19 protein-coding genes and 1 other RNA gene are annotated in these 18,218 nt (G+C 58.7%); 7 read left to right on the top strand and 13 right to left on the bottom strand.

All coding sequences use genetic code 11. From position 1 onward, the window contains the following. Positions 1 to 3 precede the first annotated feature (3 nt). Together rnpB and rsmI are read right to left on the bottom strand one after the other, a co-directional pair. Positions 4 to 357, bottom strand: an RNA gene (rnpB, locus tag ACYZTK_RS20165) — RNase P RNA component class A. Positions 358 to 432: 75 nt separating this feature from the next. Continuing rightward, positions 433 to 1,338, bottom strand: a complete 906-nt coding sequence (gene rsmI, locus ACYZTK_RS20160; protein WP_462011438.1) for a 16S rRNA (cytidine(1402)-2'-O)-methyltransferase — start codon at positions 1,336 to 1,338, stop codon at positions 433 to 435. Positions 1,339 to 1,514: 176 nt separating this feature from the next. Here rsmI and ACYZTK_RS20155 point away from each other — a divergent pair, with 176 nt between their 5' ends. The 4 genes from ACYZTK_RS20155 (at position 1,515) to ACYZTK_RS20140 (ending at position 4,961) form a co-directional block, all read left to right on the top strand. Then, positions 1,515 to 3,326 (top strand): penicillin-binding protein activator, encoded by a 1,812-nt coding sequence (locus tag ACYZTK_RS20155; protein WP_462011437.1) that lies wholly within the window; start codon positions 1,515 to 1,517, stop codon positions 3,324 to 3,326. Beyond that, complete coding sequence (locus tag ACYZTK_RS20150) at positions 3,326 to 3,688, top strand: YraN family protein (protein WP_247292088.1); 363 nt, start codon at positions 3,326 to 3,328, stop codon at positions 3,686 to 3,688. The genes ACYZTK_RS20155 and ACYZTK_RS20150 overlap by 1 nt, the downstream gene beginning before the upstream one ends. A 104-nt stretch (positions 3,689 to 3,792) precedes the next feature. Beyond that, positions 3,793 to 4,386, top strand: a complete 594-nt coding sequence (locus ACYZTK_RS20145; protein ID WP_045059278.1) for a phosphoheptose isomerase — start codon at positions 3,793 to 3,795, stop codon at positions 4,384 to 4,386. Beyond that, positions 4,383 to 4,961 carry a BON domain-containing protein gene (locus tag ACYZTK_RS20140; protein WP_462011436.1) on the top strand — a complete coding sequence of 193 codons (579 nt, stop codon included), beginning with the start codon at positions 4,383 to 4,385 and terminating at the stop codon, positions 4,959 to 4,961. The genes ACYZTK_RS20145 and ACYZTK_RS20140 overlap by 4 nt, the downstream gene beginning before the upstream one ends. 571 nt (positions 4,962 to 5,532) lie before the next feature. On the opposite strand, the gene ACYZTK_RS20135 is transcribed toward ACYZTK_RS20140, so the two are convergent. The 7 genes from ACYZTK_RS20135 to rplM all read right to left on the bottom strand — a co-directional run bounded on the left by ACYZTK_RS20135 (position 5,533) and on the right by rplM (position 10,418). Further along, a complete protein-coding gene (locus ACYZTK_RS20135) occupies positions 5,533 to 5,946 on the bottom strand; it encodes a ClpXP protease specificity-enhancing factor (protein WP_462011435.1) in 414 nt (137 codons plus the stop codon). 16 nt (positions 5,947 to 5,962) lie between these two features. Then, on the bottom strand, positions 5,963 to 6,580 hold the full coding sequence (locus ACYZTK_RS20130) for a glutathione S-transferase N-terminal domain-containing protein (RefSeq protein ID WP_007905304.1): 618 nt from the start codon (positions 6,578 to 6,580) through the stop codon (positions 5,963 to 5,965). 150 nt (positions 6,581 to 6,730) lie between these two features. Further along, complete coding sequence (locus ACYZTK_RS20125) at positions 6,731 to 7,510, bottom strand: cytochrome c1 (protein WP_462011434.1); 780 nt, start codon at positions 7,508 to 7,510, stop codon at positions 6,731 to 6,733. Further along, positions 7,510 to 8,721, bottom strand: a complete 1,212-nt coding sequence (locus ACYZTK_RS20120; protein WP_462011433.1) for a cytochrome b — start codon at positions 8,719 to 8,721, stop codon at positions 7,510 to 7,512. Before ACYZTK_RS20120 ends, ACYZTK_RS20125 begins: the two co-directional genes overlap by 1 nt. Beyond that, a complete protein-coding gene (gene petA, locus ACYZTK_RS20115; RefSeq protein WP_064675961.1) occupies positions 8,721 to 9,314 on the bottom strand; it encodes a ubiquinol-cytochrome c reductase iron-sulfur subunit in 594 nt (197 codons plus the stop codon). Before petA ends, ACYZTK_RS20120 begins: the two co-directional genes overlap by 1 nt. Positions 9,315 to 9,582: 268 nt before the next feature. Next, positions 9,583 to 9,975 (bottom strand): 30S ribosomal protein S9, encoded by a 393-nt coding sequence (rpsI, locus tag ACYZTK_RS20110; RefSeq protein ID WP_003216038.1) that lies wholly within the window; start codon positions 9,973 to 9,975, stop codon positions 9,583 to 9,585. A gap of 14 nt (positions 9,976 to 9,989) precedes the next feature. Beyond that, the gene (gene rplM, locus ACYZTK_RS20105; RefSeq protein WP_046048262.1) at positions 9,990 to 10,418 is read right to left on the bottom strand and encodes a 50S ribosomal protein L13; all 429 of its coding nucleotides are present in this window, start codon (positions 10,416 to 10,418) and stop codon (positions 9,990 to 9,992) included. Between the two features lie 245 nt (positions 10,419 to 10,663). Between rplM and ACYZTK_RS20100 the strand changes: the two genes are divergently transcribed. Next, positions 10,664 to 11,704, top strand: a complete 1,041-nt coding sequence (locus tag ACYZTK_RS20100) for an NADP(H)-dependent aldo-keto reductase (RefSeq protein ID WP_462011432.1) — start codon at positions 10,664 to 10,666, stop codon at positions 11,702 to 11,704. A gap of 109 nt (positions 11,705 to 11,813) precedes the next feature. Here the strand turns inward: ACYZTK_RS20100 and ACYZTK_RS20095 are convergent, their stop codons facing one another. Beyond that, entirely contained in the window at positions 11,814 to 12,950 is a 1,137-nt protein-coding gene (locus ACYZTK_RS20095; protein ID WP_462011431.1) for an acyl-CoA dehydrogenase family protein, read from the bottom strand. Between the two features lie 245 nt (positions 12,951 to 13,195). Between ACYZTK_RS20095 and ACYZTK_RS20090 the strand changes: the two genes are divergently transcribed. Beyond that, positions 13,196 to 14,092 carry a GlxA family transcriptional regulator gene (locus ACYZTK_RS20090; protein WP_462014938.1) on the top strand — a complete coding sequence of 299 codons (897 nt, stop codon included), beginning with the start codon at positions 13,196 to 13,198 and terminating at the stop codon, positions 14,090 to 14,092. A 197-nt stretch (positions 14,093 to 14,289) separates the two neighbouring features. Here the strand turns inward: ACYZTK_RS20090 and zapE are convergent, their stop codons facing one another. The 3 genes from zapE to ACYZTK_RS20075 all read right to left on the bottom strand — a co-directional run bounded on the left by zapE (position 14,290) and on the right by ACYZTK_RS20075 (position 17,485). Next, positions 14,290 to 15,384: a cell division protein ZapE gene (gene zapE / locus ACYZTK_RS20085; protein ID WP_462011430.1), complete on the bottom strand. Its 1,095-nt coding sequence runs from the start codon at positions 15,382 to 15,384 to the stop codon at positions 14,290 to 14,292. Positions 15,385 to 15,475: 91 nt separating this feature from the next. Beyond that, complete coding sequence (locus tag ACYZTK_RS20080) at positions 15,476 to 16,831, bottom strand: tryptophan--tRNA ligase (RefSeq protein ID WP_462011429.1); 1,356 nt, start codon at positions 16,829 to 16,831, stop codon at positions 15,476 to 15,478. 24 nt (positions 16,832 to 16,855) lie between these two features. Continuing rightward, positions 16,856 to 17,485 carry an alpha/beta hydrolase gene (locus ACYZTK_RS20075; RefSeq protein ID WP_462011428.1) on the bottom strand — a complete coding sequence of 210 codons (630 nt, stop codon included), beginning with the start codon at positions 17,483 to 17,485 and terminating at the stop codon, positions 16,856 to 16,858. A 144-nt stretch (positions 17,486 to 17,629) separates the two neighbouring features. Here ACYZTK_RS20075 and ACYZTK_RS20070 point away from each other — a divergent pair, with 144 nt between their 5' ends. Continuing rightward, a complete protein-coding gene (locus ACYZTK_RS20070; protein ID WP_462011427.1) occupies positions 17,630 to 18,064 on the top strand; it encodes a Z-ring associated ZapG family protein in 435 nt (144 codons plus the stop codon). Positions 18,065 to 18,218 lie beyond the last annotated feature (154 nt).

Below are 18,218 nucleotides of genomic sequence, written 5' to 3'. Positions count from 1 at the left end.
AAGGTGGAGAGTCGATCTGTAAGCCGGGTTCTGTCTTGAACAGTCATTCGTCTACGATGGCCATCACTGGACACCTTTAGCAACCTACCCGGTCCCAGCGCGGGCCACGCCTTGGGACCCTATTTGGTCTTGCTCCAAGTGGGGTTTACCTAGCCACGAACTGTTGCCAGACGTGCGGTGCGCTCTTACCGCACCTTTTCACCCTTACCGGCGCCGAAGCGCTTAGGCGGTTATTTTCTGTGGCACTTTCCGTAGGCTCACGCCTCCCAGGCATTACCTGGCACTTCGCCCTATGGAGCCCGGACTTTCCTCCCCCCCCTAATTTTCATAGAGGGCAGCGACTGTCCAATCGACTCTCCGCCGCGAAGATTAACGGCAGAGCGGCCGAAGAACAAGCGCTAAAAGCCTTTAGCCACTCCTGCGCGTCGGGTTTCACTCGCCCTTCTGTTTATCCAGTGCGACCTGATAAAGCACATTCTTGCGTTCGCCGGTGATTTGCGCGGCCAGGGCTGCTGCACGCTTGAGCGGCATTTCTTCGAGCAGCAGATTGAGGATGCGCATCGCCTCGCTGCTCACGGCGTCTTCGGTTTCGGGCACAGACCAGCCGGCGACCAGCACCACGCACTCGCCGCGCTGTTGGTTGCTGTCCGACTCGACGAACTCGCGCAACTCGGCCAGGGGCAGGCCCTTGAGAGTCTCGAAAGTCTTGGTGATTTCCCGCGCCAGCAACGCCGGACGCTCTCCACCAAACACCAGCTCCATATCCTGCAGGCACTCCAGGATACGGTGCGGCGCCTCATAGAAAATCAGCGTGCGCGGCTCTTCTTTAACCAGCTCCAGCCGAGCGCGGCGCCCTACGGCCTTTGCCGGCAGGAAACCTTCGAAGATGAACCGGTCCGACGGCAGGCCCGCTGCCGACAGGGCTGCAATCAAGGCACAGGCACCCGGCACAGGCACCACTTTGATGCCCGCGGCACGGGCCTGGCGTACCAGGTGATAGCCCGGATCGGAAATCAATGGCGTACCGGCATCAGATATCAGCGCCACATCGTCGCCTGCCAGCAGACGGGTAATAAAGCGGCTACCTTCATCTCGTTCGTTGTGTTCATGACAGGCCGCCAGCGGCGTTGGAATGCCGAAGTGCTGCATCAAGCGCTGGGAGTGACGGGTGTCTTCAGCGGCAATCAACGCCACTTCACGGAGGATTTTCAGCGCGCGCGCACTGATGTCGTCCAGGTTGCCGATGGGCGTCGCCACCACATAAAGCGAGCCAGCAGCGGAATTCAAAGCACCTGGAGCAGTCAAAGCGCACACCTCATGATTGTCAAAAGTGGCCATTGTAACGCCTGGAGCCGCCGGCGACAGGCTTGCGGCACTATAGGTTTTCCAGCCTCAGATGCCGCGCTGCAACATTTGCATGAGCTAAATTGAGCGATTCACGCCAGTAACATCGCGCCCCGGCCAGTGCTTGGGTACAATTCCACGCTAATTTGATCGAGTATCAGGAACACTACATGATCGCTTGCCTGCGGCTGTTCACTGCCCTCTGCCTCGCTGCCTTGCTGGCGGCTTGCGCCAGCTCGCCCTCCTCCAGCCTTGGCGACCTTCCACGGACTCCGGATGCCAGTATCGAGCAACTGCTCGAACAGGCCAACCAGAGCAAAGACCCGGAAAAAGCTGCACTGTTGCGCCTGAGCGCCGCTGACCTGGCCTACCGCCAGGGCAATGCCGGCCAGTCCGCGCAAATCCTCCAGCAGGTGCCCGTGGAACAACTCAAGCCTGGGCAACAGGTGTTCGCCAGTACCCTGGCGGCCGAACTGGCAATGGTGCGCAACCAGCCCAAGGCCGCGCTGACCGCCTTGAGCCATCCGAGCCTGCAGCGCCTGAGCGAGTTGCCGGTCGAGCAACAGGTGCGCACCGGCACCGTGCATGCCCGCGCCCTTGAAGCCGACGGCCAGACCCTGGCTGCCGCACGAGAGCGAATCTTCATCGCACCGATGCTCGAAGGCGAAGCGGCCAGCAAGAACCATGAGGCGATCTGGACCCTGATCGCTTCGCTGCCAACCGATCAACTGCAGCCAACCTCCACCGATGATCTCGGTGGCTGGATGAGCCTGGCGCTGGCCGTGAAGACGGCGGGCACCCTGGAACAGCAACAGGCCGCGATCGACACCTGGCGCGCGCAGAATCCCAAGCACCCTGCAGCGATTCAGCTGCCGATCCCGCTGACCAAACTCAAGGAGCTGGCCAGCCAGCCCTTGGGCAAGATCGGCCTGCTGTTGCCACAGGACGGGCCGTTGGCTGCTGTCGGCAAGGCGCTGCGTGAAGGTTTCATGGCTGCCCACTACCAGGCGCAGCAAGCCGGGCAGAACCCGCCGGCCATCGAGTTCTACGACAGCTCGCGCCTGACCTCGATGGACGAGTTCTATCGCAAGGCCCAGGCCGATGGCGTGCAACTGGTGATCGGACCGCTGGAGAAGCCACTGGTCAAGCAGCTCAGCACCCGCCCGCAACTGCCGCTCACCACCCTGGCCCTGAATTACAGTGAAGGCACCCAGGGTCCGGCCCAACTGTTCCAGTTCGGTCTCGCCGCCGAAGACGAAGCCCGCGAAGTGTCGCGCCGCGCTCGCGCCGATGGCCTGACCCGCGCCGCCATCATGGTGCCGAAAGGCGAATGGGGCGATCGTGTATTGCGAGCGTTCAGTCAGGATTGGCAAGCCAACGGCGGCAGCATCGTTGCCACCGAACGTGTCGACCAGCCAGTGCAACTGGCCCAGCAGATTGCCGACATGTTCCAGCTGCGCCAGAGCGAAGGTCGCGCCAAGAGCCTGCAGAGCACGGTAGGTTCGCAGGTTGCCGCCCAGCCTTCGCGTCGCCAGGACATCGAGTTCATCTTCCTCGCCGCCACTCCGCAGCAGGCCCAGCAGATCAAACCGACCCTGAACTTTCAGTACGCCGGTGACGTGCCGGTCTACGCCACCTCCCACGTGTACAGTGCCAGCGGTGATGTGAACCAGTACAACGACATGAACGGCGTGCGTTTCTGCGAAACCCCGTGGCTGCTGGACGTCAATGATCCGCTGCGCAAACAGGTTACTGCGCAGTGGCCACAAGCTGCCGGCAGCCTGGGTCGCCTCTATGCAATGGGCGCGGACGCCTACCGTCTGGCACCTCGCCTGGGGCAACTCAAGGCCCTGCCGGACAGCCGCATCGAAGGTGAATCGGGTAGCCTGGGCATGACTCAGAACCAGCGCGTTGAACGTCAGTTGCCGTGGGCGCAGTTCGTCAATGGCCAGGTCCAGCGCCTGCCGGACACCGCGCGCTGATGCCAGAGAGGTCTCGCCGACAAAGCGGTCAGGATGCCGAGCGCCATGCGCTCGAGCATCTGCAACAACAGGGTCTGCGCCTGGTGGCGCAGAACTGGTTGTGCAAACGCGGCGAGCTTGATCTGGTCATGCTCGATGGCGATACAGTAGTATTCGTTGAAGTCCGCTACAGAAAAAACACTCAATGGGGTGGCGCGCTCGATAGCATTGATGAGCGCAAACGGCAGAAGCTGATTTTTGCCGCGCAATATTTTCTTCAGCGCGAGTCGCGCTGGGCCAATTCCCCTTGCCGTTTCGACGTGATTGCCATCGACAGCAATCTCGATCAGCTGAACTGGTTGCAAAATGCCTTCGACAGCTGATCGATCGCGCGCTGAACCGGACACTTCCACCCAACACTTTTGCTCTTTGCTTTGCGGGCTGCACATTCCTGTGCCAAGTAGCCGCGCTAATTAAGGTCACACAGATGGACATGCAATCCCGAATTCGCCAGCTTTTTCAGGCCAGTATCGATACCAAGCAAATGGCGATGGACGTACTTGCACCGCACATCGAGCAAGCCAGCCAGGTGATGGTCAACGCCCTGCTCAACGAGGGCAAAATGCTGTCCTGCGGCAACGGCGGCTCTGCCGGCGACGCCCAGCATTTCTCCTCGGAGCTGCTCAACCGCTTCGAACGCGAGCGCCCGAGCCTGCCAGCCATTGCGCTGACTACCGACAGTTCGACGATCACCTCGATTGCCAACGATTACAGCTACAACGAAATCTTCTCCAAGCAGATCCGCGCCCTGGGCCAACCGGGCGATGTATTGCTGGCGATTTCAACCAGCGGCAACTCGGCCAATATTATTCAAGCGATCCAGGCCGCACATGATCGCGAAATGATTGTCGTAGCAATGACGGGCCGCGACGGTGGCGGCATGGCGTCGCTGCTTTTGCCCGAGGACGTCGAGATCCGCGTTCCGGCCAACGTCACTGCACGTATTCAGGAAGTCCACCTGCTGGCGATCCATTGCCTCTGCGACTTGATCGACAGCCAACTGTTCGGGAGTGAAGAATGACCCCTAATCGCCTAGGCCTACTGGCCCTGACCCTGTGCCTCGGCATCAGCGGCTGCACGTCGGTGGTTAACGCCAGCCGTGAAGCGCCGATTGATGATGACCGCGGCACCCGCACTTTCGGCAGCAAGATCGATGACACCCTGATCGAAACCAAGGTTGGCGTGAACGTCGCCAAGGCCGATCCGGCCCTGGACAACGATTCGCACATTGTCGTCACCAGCTTCAATGGTGTCGTGCTGCTGGCCGGGCAGACACCTACCGCAGACCTCAAGGCCAAGGCCGAACAGGCCGCCTCCTCCGTGCAACGCGTGAAGACGGTGCACAACGAGCTGCAGGTGCTGCCACCTTCCGGTTTCCTGGCGCGCCAGAACGACACCTGGCTGACCTCCAAGATCAAGACCCAGATGCTCGCCGATGCAAGCATCCCGGGATCGCGGATCAAGGTGGTTACCGAGAACGGTATCGTCTATTTGCTGGGTCTGCTGACCAAGCAGGAAGCGGCTCAGGCGACCAATCTGGTGCAGGGTGTTTCCGGGGTGCAGAAGATTGTGAAGTTGTTTGAATATATCGACTGATACAAGCCGTAGGAGCCGCCGAAGGCTCGGGCCGCGATCGGACGATCTTTTGATCTAAAAAAACAACATCAAAAGATCGCAGCCTCGTTTCACTCGACAGCTCCTACTGCTCGCCACCACTCACTGTAGGAGCTGCCGAAGGCTGCGATCTTTTGATCTTAAAAACAACATCAAAAGATCGCAGCCTCGTTTCACTCGACAGCTCCTACTGCTCGCCACCACTCACTGTAGGAGCTGCCGAAGGCTGCGATCTTTTGATCTTAAAAACAACATCAAAAGATCGCAGCCTCGTTTCACTCGACAGCTCCTACTGATCGCCACCACTCACTGTAGGAGCTGCCGAAGGCTGCGATCTTTTGATCTTAAAAACAACATCAAAAGATCGCAGCCTCGTTTCACTCGACAGCTCCTACTGATCGCCACCACTCACTGTAGGAGCTGCCGAAGGCTGCGATCTTTTGATCTTAAAAACAACATCAAAAGATCGCAGCCTCGTTTCACTCGACAGCTCCTACGCGCTTGAAGGTGGTGAAGTAATAAAAAAGGCGATCCTCTCGGATCGCCTTTTTTATTACTTCACCACCTTCAAGCTTGGCCTTCCGCTAGGTCGCGGCGGCTCGCTGTCGGGTGGCGGGGTTTCGTCATCCGGCTCGATCTCTTCCTCGTCTTCCATAGGCGATTCCAGATCAAACACCATGCCCTGACCGTTCTCCCGGGCGTAAATGCCCAGGATCGATGCTATAGGCACGTACAGGGTGTGCGGCACGCCACCGAAGCGCCCTTCGAAGCTGACCGCCTCGTTGTCCATGTGCAAATGCCGCACGGCTGCCGGTGATACGTTCAGGACAATCTGTCCGTCGCTGGCAAAACCTTGAGGCACCTGGACCGACGGATACTCGGAGTTGACCAGCATGTGCGGGGTGCAATCGTTATCTACAATCCACTCATAGAGCGCGCGGACCAGATAAGGTCGACTGGAGTTCATAGCGGCTCCTTAAGCCTTAGCGCATATCGCGTTCGACACCAGACAGACTCGCCTGGAAAGCCTCACGCGCAAACGAGCGCTCCATATAATCAAGCAGCGGCTTCGCGGGCCGCGGCAATTCGATACCCAGAATCGGCAAGCGCCAGAGTATTGGTAATAGGCAGCAATCCACCAGACTTTGTTCCTCGCTGAGGAAAAACGGCTTGTCGGCAAACAACGGCGACACGCCTGTCAGGCTCTCGCGCAGCTCCTTGCGGGCCACCACGCGGGCTGCTTCCTTGGTCCGCGAATCCAAGATCAGATCCACCAGACCACACCAGTCACGCTGGATACGATGGATCAGCAGACGGCTGTTGGCACGCGCCACGGGATAAACCGGCAGTAGCGGCGGGTGCGGATAACGCTCATCCAGATATTCCATCACTACGGTCGATTCCCACAACGCCAGGTCACGATCGACCAGGGTGGGCAAACTGCCGTAAGGGTTCACTTCGATCAGTTTAGGCGGCTGACGACCAGCTTCCACATAAATGATCTCGGCGCTGACACCCTTCTCTGCAAGTACGATGCGTACCCGGTGGGAATAGTGGTCGGCGGGGTCGGAGTAACAGGCCAACCGATTGGTCACGCCCATGGCGGTCCTCCTCGCTTGTTGAAATTTCGAAAGCGGAAAAACGAGCGCGCCCAGAGGGCGCCTCTCCGTAACGCCTGGATCACCAGGGTCGTTACATCTTCAGAGACGCCCTTGGGCGCGCGCGATTAACAGCAATTGCTTGAAGCGTTATCAGTGCACGTCTTTCCAGTATTCGCGCTTGAGCAGGTAAGCGAATACGAAGAAGAACGCCAGGTACAGCAATACGTACGTACCGATGCGCTGATGTTGCAGCTTAACCGGGTTAGCCGAGTAAGCGAGGAAGGTTACCAGATTCTTGACCTTCTCATCGAACTGCTCTTCAGTCAGCGCTCCACTCTTCGGCACGATAGTCAGCTGATCACAGGCTTCGTGGGTCAGCGGCGTACCGGTCAGAGGGTCATATTGCTTCTTGCCGTCCTCGACGATCTGCACCTGTTTGCAGCCAACCACCTGACGACCTTGCAGGCCGACCAGGACGTTAGGCATGCCGACGTTCGGGAAGACCTTGTTGTTGACGCCCCAAGGACGCGACGGATCTTCGTAGAACGATTTCAGGTAGCCATAGAGCCAGTCAGTGCCACGCACGCGAGCGACCAGGGTCAAGTCGGGCGGCGCCGCTCCGAACCAGGTCTTGGCATCAGCCGGTTGCATGCCGATGCTCATGTGGTCGCCGATCTTGGCGCCGGTGAACACCAGGTTCGAGAGCATCAGGTCGTGCGGGATGCCCAGGTCGTCGGCAACTCGTTCGTAACGCTGGAACTTGGCGCTGTGGCAGCCCATGCAGTAGTTGGCGAACGTACGTGCGCCATCCTGCATGGCGGCCTTGTCGGAAACGTCGATGTCGACCTTTTCCAGCTCTAGACCGGGTTCAGCGGCAAAAGACAGCACAGGCAATGCAGCAAGAATCAGTGCAGCAAATAGCTTTTTCATCAGCCAGTCACCCTATCCGGAACCGGTTTGGTCTTCTCGAGCCTGGTGTAGAAAGGCATCAGAATGAAGTAGGCGAAGTACAGGAAGGTACACACCTGCGACAGCAACGTACGGCCTGGAGTCGGAGCCAGGACACCGAGGATGCCGAGGATCACGAACGACACGCAGAACACCACCAGCCAGATTTTGCTCAGCCAGCCCTTGTAGCGCATCGACTTGACCGGACTGCGGTCCAGCCATGGCAGGACGAACAGCACCGCAATGGCCGCGCCCATGGCGATTACGCCGAGGAGCTTGTCCGGGACCGCACGCAAGATCGCGTAGAACGGAGTGAAGTACCAGACCGGAGCAATGTGCTCTGGGGTCTTGAAGGCGTTCGCCACTTCAAAGTTCGGCTTCTCAAGGAAGTAGCCGCCCATTTCCGGGAAGAAGAACACGATCGAGCAGAAGATGAACAGGAACACCACCACGCCGACGATATCTTTCACGGTGTAGTACGGGTGGAAAGCAATGCCATCCAGCGGAACGCCGTTTTCGTCTTTGTGTTTCTTGATGTCGACGCCGTCCGGGTTGTTCGACCCGACTTCGTGCAGCGCCAGGACGTGCAGCACTACCAGACCGAGAATCACGATCGGCAAGGCCACGACATGCAAGGCAAAGAAGCGGTTCAGGGTAATACCGGAAATCAGGTAGTCACCACGGATCCACTGGGTCAGGTCGTCACCTATGAGCGGTATCGCACCGAACAGCGAGATGATCACCTGGGCACCCCAGTAGGACATCTGGCCCCACGGCAGCAGGTAACCCATGAAAGCTTCAGCCATCAGCGCCAGGTAGATCAGCATGCCGAAGACCCACACCAACTCACGGGGCTTCTGGTACGAACCGTAGAGCAAACCACGGAACATGTGCAGATAGACCACGATAAAGAACATCGAGGCGCCTACCGCGTGCAGCAGACGCAGGATCGAGCCGTACTCGACGTCGCGCATGATGTATTCGACGGAGGCAAAGGCTTCTTCCGCCGACGGGGTGTAGCTCATGGTCAGCCAGACACCGGTGACGATCTGGTTGACCAGAACGAGCAGTGCGAGGGAACCAAAGAAATAGAAGAAGTTGAAGTTCTTCGGAGCGTAGTACTTGCTGAGATGGTCTTCCCACATTTTGGTCGCGGGAAAGCGCGCATCAACCCAATCCATGAACTTGCTCATCACGCGTTCTCCGTATCGACGCCGATGACAATAATCTCATCGGTCTCATAGGAATGCGGGGGAACTGGCAGGTTCAAAGGCGCAGGTTGCGACTTGTAGACGCGGCCAGCCAGGTCGTAGTGGGAACCGTGGCACGGGCAGAAATAACCACCTACCCAGTCCTTGCCCAGATCTGCAGGTGCCACTTCCGGACGGAAAGTCGGCGAGCAACCCAGGTGCGTGCAGATTCCGATCAGCAGCAGAACCTCTGGCTTGATCGAACGCGTTTCCGGGTCGACATAAGTCGGTTGTGTCGAGTTCTTGGAGGTCGGGTCAGACAGCTGGCCCTCGATCTTTTTCAGATTCCCCAGGATTTCCTCGGTACGGCGGACGATGAACACCGGCTGACCGCGCCACTCAGCAATCATCTGCTGACCTGGCTCAATCTTGCTGACATTCACTTTCACCGGTGCACCTGCGGCTTTCGCCTTGGCACTGGGAAACCATGACCCCACGAACGGGACCGCAGCCCCCACCGCTCCTGCAGCACCCACCACGGATGTGGCTGCTACCAAGAAGCGACGCCGGCCTGCATTCACGCCGTCATTGCTCATTCAGTCCTCTCCCATCAGCTTTGTGGCCTGTTAAATCAGGCATCTACTAAGTAAATCTATGTACTTATAAAAATTTTGCCGAATGGTAATGAAAAGCCCCAATTCTGACAAGGTAATTACCCAAGTGCTCCACTGCCAAGCCTTGCAGTATAGGGCTTCTACGGCTGTGGCAAGTTGTCACAGCGCAATTCTTTGATAAATCGCACCCATAAAAAAACGCCCAGCTCCGTGAGGAAACTGGGCGTTCTTTTTTGAACGTGGAAGCGAATTAACGCTTCGAGTACTGCGGACGCTTACGCGCTTTACGCAGACCAACTTTCTTACGTTCAACTTCACGAGCATCGCGAGTCACGAAGCCAGCTTTGCGCAGAGCGCCACGCAGGGTTTCGTCGTACTGCATCAGTGCGCGAGTGATACCGTGGCGGATTGCGCCAGCTTGACCACTTACACCACCACCGATCACGGTGACGTAGATGTCGAACTTCTCGACAGTCTCAGTCAGTTCCAGCGGCTGACGAACTACCATGCGGGCAGTTTCGCGGCCGAAGAAATTTTCCAGGGTGCGGTTGTTGATGGAGATGTTACCAGTACCCGGACGCAGGAAAACGCGTGCGGTTGCGGTCTTGCGACGGCCAGTGCCGTAATTTTGAGTCGCCGACATAATGAACTATTCCGTTAAAACTTCAGTTCTTGGGGCTGCTGAGCAGTATGAGGGTGTACAGCGCCCGCATAGACTTTCAGCTTACGATACATGTCGCGACCCAGCGGGTTCTTAGGCAGCATGCCTTTGACCGCGGTCTCGATCACGCGCTCAGGGGCTTTGGCGATCAGCTTTTCAAAGTTGATCGACTTGATGCCGCCCGGGAAACCGGAGTGGGAGTAGTAGATCTTGTCGGTGGTTTTAGCACCGGTTACACGAATCTGCTCGGCATTGATAACGACGATGTAGTCGCCGGTGTCAACGTGAGGAGTGTACTCAGCTTTATGCTTGCCACGCAGACGGCTCGCGATTTCGGTGGCCAGACGACCCAGGGTCTGACCTGCAGCGTCGACGACAAACCAGTCGTGCTGTACTGTTTCCGGTTTAGCAGTAAAAGTTTTCATTCTTTATAGCCTCAGGGGCCGCCCTGTAAATTAGACGGCGGATCTTACTGAATAGTGCGTACTTTGACAAGTCAAAGGCAGCCGGATACAGACGCTTTCGGGGGCTCGGGTCGGCGCGTCCGTTCAACGGCAAGATTCTTCGGCGGCGGCGCATCACTTCCACTGCAGAAAGAGGTGCGCAATTATGCAGATTGCGAAAAATATTTCAACCTGCTTTTATGATTGTTTTGCCCAAGGAGCACCCGATGGACTATCGACAGCTAGGCCGGACCCATCTGAACGTGAGTGCCATCTGCCTCGGAACCATGACCTGGGGCGAGCAAAACAGTGAGGCTGAAGCCTTCGCGCAGATCGAACGGGCCAAGGGCGCCGGGATCAATTTCATCGACACCGCCGAGATGTACCCGGTGCCACCCAAGGCCGAAACCTACGCGACCACCGAGCGTTACATCGGCAATTACTTCAAAAGCCGTGGCGATCGCGCCGACTGGATCCTCGCCAGCAAGATCGCCGGCCCCGGCAATACCATCGACTATATCCGCGACAAAAACCTGCGGCACAACCGCGAGCACATCACTGCGGCCGTGGATGCCAGCCTCCAGCGCCTGCAAACCGACTATATCGATCTGTACCAGCTGCACTGGCCGGAGCGCAGTACCAATTTCTTCGGCCAGCTCGGCTACAAACACCAGACCGAAGCCAACCTGACGCCACTGGAGGACACCCTCGAAGCACTGGACGAGCAGGTGAAGGCCGGCAAGATCCGCCATATCGGCCTGTCCAATGAAACGCCGTGGGGCACCATGCGCTTCCTCGCCTTGGCCGAAGCTCGTGGCTGGCCGCGTGCGGTGTCGATCCAGAACCCCTACAACCTGCTCAACCGCAGTTTCGAGATCGGCCTTGCGGAAATCGCCATCCGCGAACAGTGCGGCCTGCTCGCCTATTCGCCGCTGGCGTTCGGTTTCCTGTCAGGCAAGTACGAAGGTGGCGCGCGCCCGGCGAAAGGCCGCCTGAGCCTCTACAGTCGCTTCAGCCGCTATTTCAACCCGCAGTCGGAAGCAGCTTGCAGCCGTTATGTGGCACTGGCCCGTGAACACGGCCTGGACCCGGCGCAAATGGCCCTGGCGTTCGTCAATCAACAGCCGTTCGTCACCAGCAACATCATTGGCGCGACGACCCTGGAGCAGCTGGATAGCAACATTGCCAGTTTCGAGCTGAAGCTGTCGGATGAAGTGCTTGCGGGGATTGAGGCGATTCACAAGGATCATCCGAATCCTGCGCCTTAATTTGTAGCGCCCAAGAAAAGATCGCAGCCTTCGGCAGCTCCTACAGGGTGTACGCTAATCCCATGTAGGAGCTGCCGAAGGCTGCGATCTTTTTAGCCATCACCGAGAATCAAAGCGACCGCGCAATAATCTCCTTCATGATCTCATTGGTCCCAGCATATATCCGCTGAACCCGCGCATCCGCCCACGCCCGCGCAACCGGGTATTCCCACATGAATCCGTAGCCGCCATGTAATTGCACGCACTCGTCGAGCACCTTGCATTGCAGGTCAGTCCCCCAATACTTGGCCATCGCCGCCGTCGGCACGTCGAGCTTGCCCTGCAGGTGCAACTCCAGACACTTATCGACAAAGACCCGACCAATCTGAATCTCGGTGGCCATCTCCGCCAGTTTGAACCGAGTGTTCTGAAAGTCCGCAATCGCCTTGCCGAACGCCTTGCGCTCGCGGGTGTAATCGATCGTCCACTGCAGCGCAGCTTCGGCCGAGGCCAGGCCGCCGATGGCCACGGTGAGCCGCTCCTGGGGCAATTCCTGCATCAGGTAGGCAAAACCCATCCCCGCCTGCCCCAGCAAATTCTCCTTGGGCACGCGCACGTCCTGGAAGAACAACTCCGAAGTGTCCTGGGCCTTCATGCCGACTTTTTCCAGGCGCTTGCCCTTGTCGAAGCCCGGAGTAGCGGCCTCCACCAGGAACAGGCTGGTGCCCTTCGCACCCGCCTTGGGATCGGTCTTGGCCACGACAATCACCAGGTCGGCCAGAAAGCCGTTGGTGATGAATGTCTTGGAACCGTTGATCACATACTCGTCGCCATCCAGTACCGCAGTGGTCTTGACCCCTTGCAGGTCAGACCCGGCCCCCGGCTCGGTCATGGCGATCGCCGTGACCATCTCGCCAGACACCAGTTTGGGCAGGTATTTATGCTTCAGCGCCTCACTGCCGTAGTGCAGGATATAGGGCGCAACAATGTCCGAATGAAGAGAAAAACCGATACCGGTAAGGCCGAGACGGCCCACCTCTTCGATCACCACCGCGCTGTACAGAAAGTCCGCCCCCAGCCCGCCATATTCTTCCGGCAGGTGCGAGCACAGCATCCCCGCCTCCCCCGCCTTGTTCCACAGTTTGCGGTCGATGTAGCCCTGTTTCTCCCATTGCCCGTGAAACGGCACCGCCTCCTTCTCGAGGAACGTTCGCACGCTGTCGCGAAAGAGTTCGTGCTCGGAACTGAACAAGGTTCTGGGGATCATGCGGCACCTGTCGTTATTGTTGGAATGGGAGTGGCCTGCAGAGACTATGCCTCGCTTCCGATACAGGACACTGGACACATCAGACAAAAAATAAGACGATCCAGCCGTCTGGTGACCACTTTCCCTTATAAAAATAAAGTTGAATTATGTCCAACCAAGTCTCCACGCCTTTACGGCGCGTCAGCATCCTGGCTATCGACCGGGTTTTCGCTTCCACCCTCTTGCAAGCCAAGGATTTCTTTCATCTGGCCAGCCTGCGCTACGGCAAACAGCTTGGCCACGGCCTGGTCCCGGCCTTTGAAACCCGCCTGGTCAGTCCTGACGGCAATCCGGTGAACAGCTTCAGTGACGTGATCATGCCGGTGGACGGCGGCCTCGAAAACGCCGACATCATCGTCCTGCCCGCGTTCTGGGACGACTTCGAAACCCTCTGCCAACGCTACCCGCAAGTCCTGCCCTGGTTGCGCCAGCAACATGCACGCGGCGCAGTGCTGTGTGGCGAGGCCACCGGGGTGTTCTGGCTCGCCGAAGCCGGGTTGCTCGACGGCAAGGAAGCCACCACCTACTGGCGTTTCTTCAACGCTTTTGCCGAACGCTTCCCCAAGGTCCAGCTCAATCAGGACAAGCACCTGACCGACGCCGACAACCTGTATTGCGCCGGCGGCACCACTTCAGCCTGCGACCTCTACATCTACTTGATCGAACGCTTCTGCGGCGCCAACGTGTCCCAAGCGGTGGCCCGCGACATTCTTTATGAAGTGCAGCGCAGCTACTCTCCGGGCCGCATGGGCTTCGGCGGCCAAAAGCTGCACCAGGACGTGATCATCCTGCAGATCCAGCACTGGCTCGAAGAACACTTCGCCGACAAATTCCGTTTCGAAGACGTCGCCCGCGAACACGGCATGAGTATCCGCAACTTCATGCGCCGCTTCCAGACCGCCACTGGCGACAAACCGCTGCACTACCTGCAACGCCTGCGCATCGAAACCGCCAAGGGCCTGCTGTCCGGCAGCCGCAAGAGCATCAAGACCATCAGTTATGAGGTGGGCTACGACGATGCGAGTTTCTTTGCGCGATTGTTTCGCCAGCATACGGACCTGTCGCCGAATCAGTATCGGCAGCAGTTTCAGCAGGCCGCGTAACTCTTTGAACCAACACCAATAAAAACTGTGGGAGCGGGCTTGCTCGCGAATGCGGACGGACATTCAGCATTGTTGTCGACTGATACACCGCTTTCGCGAGCAAGCCCGCTCCCACAGGGATGTGTGGGTGTCGGTTATTTCTCCAGCGCATAAAAAAAGGCCTGTATCAGCAGGCCTTTTCTATTATGCGAATTCACCTAAGGCTTGTGCGCCCGCGACAGGAATTCGTGGGACTGCATTTCCAGCAGGCGGCTGAGGGTGCGCTGGAATTCGAAGTTCAGGCGACCGCCGGTGTAGAGGTCTTTCAGTTCGACTTCGGCCGAGATGATCAGCTTCACGTTGCGGTCGTAGAATTCGTCGACCATGTTGATGAAGCGCCGCGCGATGTCATCCGTGGTAACGCTCATCTGCTCGACTCCGCTGATGAGTACCGCGTGGAAGATCTTGCCCAGTTCGATGTAGTCGTTCTGGCTGCGCGGACCATCGCAGAGTTCGCGAAATTCGAACCAGGCCACGTCGTCGCAAGTGCGCAAGGCGCGGATTTCGCGGTTTTCGATCATCAGCACGTCGTTTTCGATCGCTGCGGTGCATTCCGGGGTCAGGGCGCGGAAGCTCTTGCGCAGGCTTTCGTGGGACGCCTCGTCCAGCGGGAAATGGAACAGTTCCGCTTGCTCGAGGTGGCGCAGACGATAATCGACGCCGCTGTCGACGTTGACGATCTCGGTGTTCTGCTTGATCAGCGCGATGGCCGGCAGGAAGCGCGCGCGTTGCAGGCCGTCCTTGTACAGGCCGTCGGGCACGATGTTCGAGGTCGCGACCAGGGTCACGCCGTTCTTGAACAATTCTTCCATGAGCGTGCCGAGGATCATCGCGTCGGTGATGTCGGAGACGAAGAATTCATCGAAACAGATCACTCGCGATTCGTCGGAGAACCGCTTGGCGATGATGGTCAGTGGGTTCTTTTCACCGCCCAGGGTTTTCATTTCTTCGTGCACACGCTTCATGAAGCGGTGGAAGTGGGTGCGGGTCTTTTCCTTGAACGGCAGCGCCTCGAAGAAGGTGTCGACCAGGTAAGTCTTGCCGCGACCCACGCCGCCCCAGAAGTACAGGCCCTTGACCGGTGCCTGGTCTTTCTTGCCAAACAGTTTGCCGAGAAACCCCGGTTTGTTCTGCGAGGCCGCGACCAGGTCGTCGTACAGACGCTGCAAATGACGCACGGCAGTTTCCTGCGCGGCATCATGGAAGAATTCCGGGCGTTTCAGATCAGCTTGATATCGTTCTAGGGGCGTCATAATTCGTTAGCAAGGCAACAAAAACGGGCCGTCACTGTAGCGACGGCCCGTCGGAATGGCAATCAGCCCTTGGTCGGGCCGAGCCGTTGAGTTATTCCTGAACCGGCGTCAGTGCAACCCGCAGCGCAGCGATGGCGACATCGCGAGCGGCGCTGTCAGCGAATGTGGCGCTGTCGGCAACGCACTCGCCTTCCAGCCAGACGCCGAAGCTCAAGTCTTCGCTGCGCACGTCCAGAGGCTGGCCAGCCTGCAGCTGCTTGGTCACCTGACCAGCGGTTTTGCCGTCGGCGAAGTTGCGCGACAGCAGCAATTGTTCGCCGTCAGCCGCCAGCAGGCGGAAGCGGAAGCTGCCGTCGTCCTCGCGAAAGCTGACGAAGCGTGCGGCCTTGGCGGCTTTCTTTTTGCTGCTCGTTGCCACTTGAGTCTGGGCGACGAACGAGCGCAGGCCGACCGCTTCACGCAGTTCGTTGAGGAACGGAGTGGCCACGGCGCGGGCTTTTTTGGCGCCGATCTGCAGCATGTCTTCCAGATCCGCCGGGCGTTCGATCAGTTGGTGATAACGCTCGCGGGACTCGCCCAGCTCGCTGTCCAGCAGCTGGAACAGGCGGTTCTTCGCCTCACCCCAACCGAGGCCCTGCAGCAGTTCGCTGCGGAACTCGGCGGATTGCGCCGGGGTGGCAAACGCCTGGAACAGGGTGAACAGGTGCGAGTTGTCCGGATCTTTCGCTTCGCCCGGCGCGCGGGAGTCGGTGACGATCCGCGAAATCGCGTCCTTCATGTCCTTGGCGCTGCTGAACAACGGGATAGTGTTGTCATAGCTCTTCGACATTTTGCGCCCGTCGAGGCCTGGCAGCGTGGCGACGCTTTCTTCGATCAGCGCCTCGGGCATGGTGAAAAATTCCTTGCCCTGGCCAAACAGGTGGTTGAAGCGCTGGCCGATGTCCCGGGCCATTTCCACGTGCTGGATCTGGTCACGACCGACCGGCACCTTGTGCGCGTTGAACATCAGGATGTCTGCGGCCATCAACACCGGATAGCTGAACAAGCCCATGCTGATGCCAGCATCAGGGTCTTCACCGGTCTCGACGTTCTTGTCCACCGAGGCCTTGTAGGCGTGCGCACGGTTGAGCAGGCCCTTGGCGGCGACGCAGGTCAGCAGCCAGGTCAGTTCGGGGATTTCCGGGATGTCGGACTGGCGATAGAAGGTCACGCGGTCGACATCCAGGCCACCGGCCAGCCAGGTCGCGGCGATTTCCAGACGCGAGCGCTGGATGCGCAGCGGGTCATCGCATTTGATCAGGGCGTGATAGTCGGCCAGGAAATAGAACGAATCGGCATTGCTGTCACGGCTGGCGAGGATCGCCGGACGGATGGCGCCGGCATAGTTGCCCAGGTGCGGGGTGCCGGTGGTGGTAATGCCGGTGAGGATACGGGTACGAGTCGTCATGGGTAATCGCTTGTCAGACTGCAATCAGTTCGAGAGACGCGGCAGGATCAGATCCTTGAGATCGGTCAGCTTGCCATGAAAAAAGTGTCCGCATTCTGCCACTTTCAGCAGCTCATGGGGGCGCTCGAGTTGTTCAGACCAGTCGTAGACCAGTTGCGGATCGATCACTTCGTCGGTTTCCGGCTGGATCAGGGTCAGCTCACCCTGTTGTGGCAGTTGATCCTGGTCACCCAGGCGCATCACGGCAGGGGCAACCATGAACAGATGCTTGAGCTGCTCGCCCTGCACTTCCAGACGGCCGCCGAGACTTGCTGCAACAAAACCGCCGAAGGAGAAACCCAGCAGCGTCAACGGCAAATCCGGGTGCCTGGCGCGTAGCCAGGCCGCCGCGGCCTGGGCATCATCGACTTCACCCGTCCCCATGTCGTGGCTGCCGGCACTGGCACCGACGCCCCGATAATTGAAGCGCAGGGTGATCAAACCGGCGTCGCGGGCCGTGCGCTGCAGGGTCGAAACCACTTTGTTGAGCATGGTGCCGCCCTGCACCGGGTTCGGATGGCAGATCAGCGCGATGCCGCGCGGCTGCTCCAGATCCAGATAAAGGGCTTCCAGTTGACCCACCGGGCCATCAATCACTACAGGGGTTTCGCGCATAAGCAAGGAAGGAACTCCGTGACCTCGAATCGGGTCGATTCGTCTAGCAAAGTGTCTGTGCCAATCTATTGCGAGTGAATCGCGGTATACAGCGCAGGTTCGAGCCGTTAACGTAAAGCAAAGCCGTTTATAGAGGAAGGACTCGTGGAACACTCGCTCTTAGTTTGGTTGTTGCCGACTCTTGCCCTGGTTGTGGGTGTCGCCATAGGTTTCCTGATCGCTCGCCTGGTGCCGAATGCCGCGCCTAACAGCACGCAACGTCAGCTGGATGATATTCAGGAACGTTTCGACAGTTATCAGAACGAGGTGGTCACCCACTTCAACAGCACGGCCACCCTGGTCAAGAAAATGACCCAGAGTTACCAGGAAGTGCAGGATCATCTCGCCGATGGCGCCAACCGTCTTGCCCTGGATGAGCAGACTCGCCAACGCTTGCTGGCCGCACTGCACGCTGATGCCGCCCAGCCAGTGCGTGAACGCCTGACGCCGCCGCGCAGCCAGGAGCCGCCGCGCGATTACGCGCCAAAAGCCCCGAACGCGCCGGGCATGCTGGATGAGCATTACGGCCTGAAGAAGTAATCAGGTTTCGCGCGACATGAAAAAGCCCCCGGATGAGTGATTGTCCGGGGGCTTTTTTGTTTTTGATTCAGTATTTCGGGTGCCTGTATGGGCCTCATCGCGAGCAGGCTCACTCCTACAGTTCAGATGCGCGCTCCCCCTGTAGGAGTGAGCC

This window comes from Pseudomonas sp. LB3P31 (genome assembly GCF_054897945.1).
The sequence above is the reverse complement of the archived record's forward strand: the minus strand, read 5'-3'. Positions and strand labels throughout refer to the sequence as shown.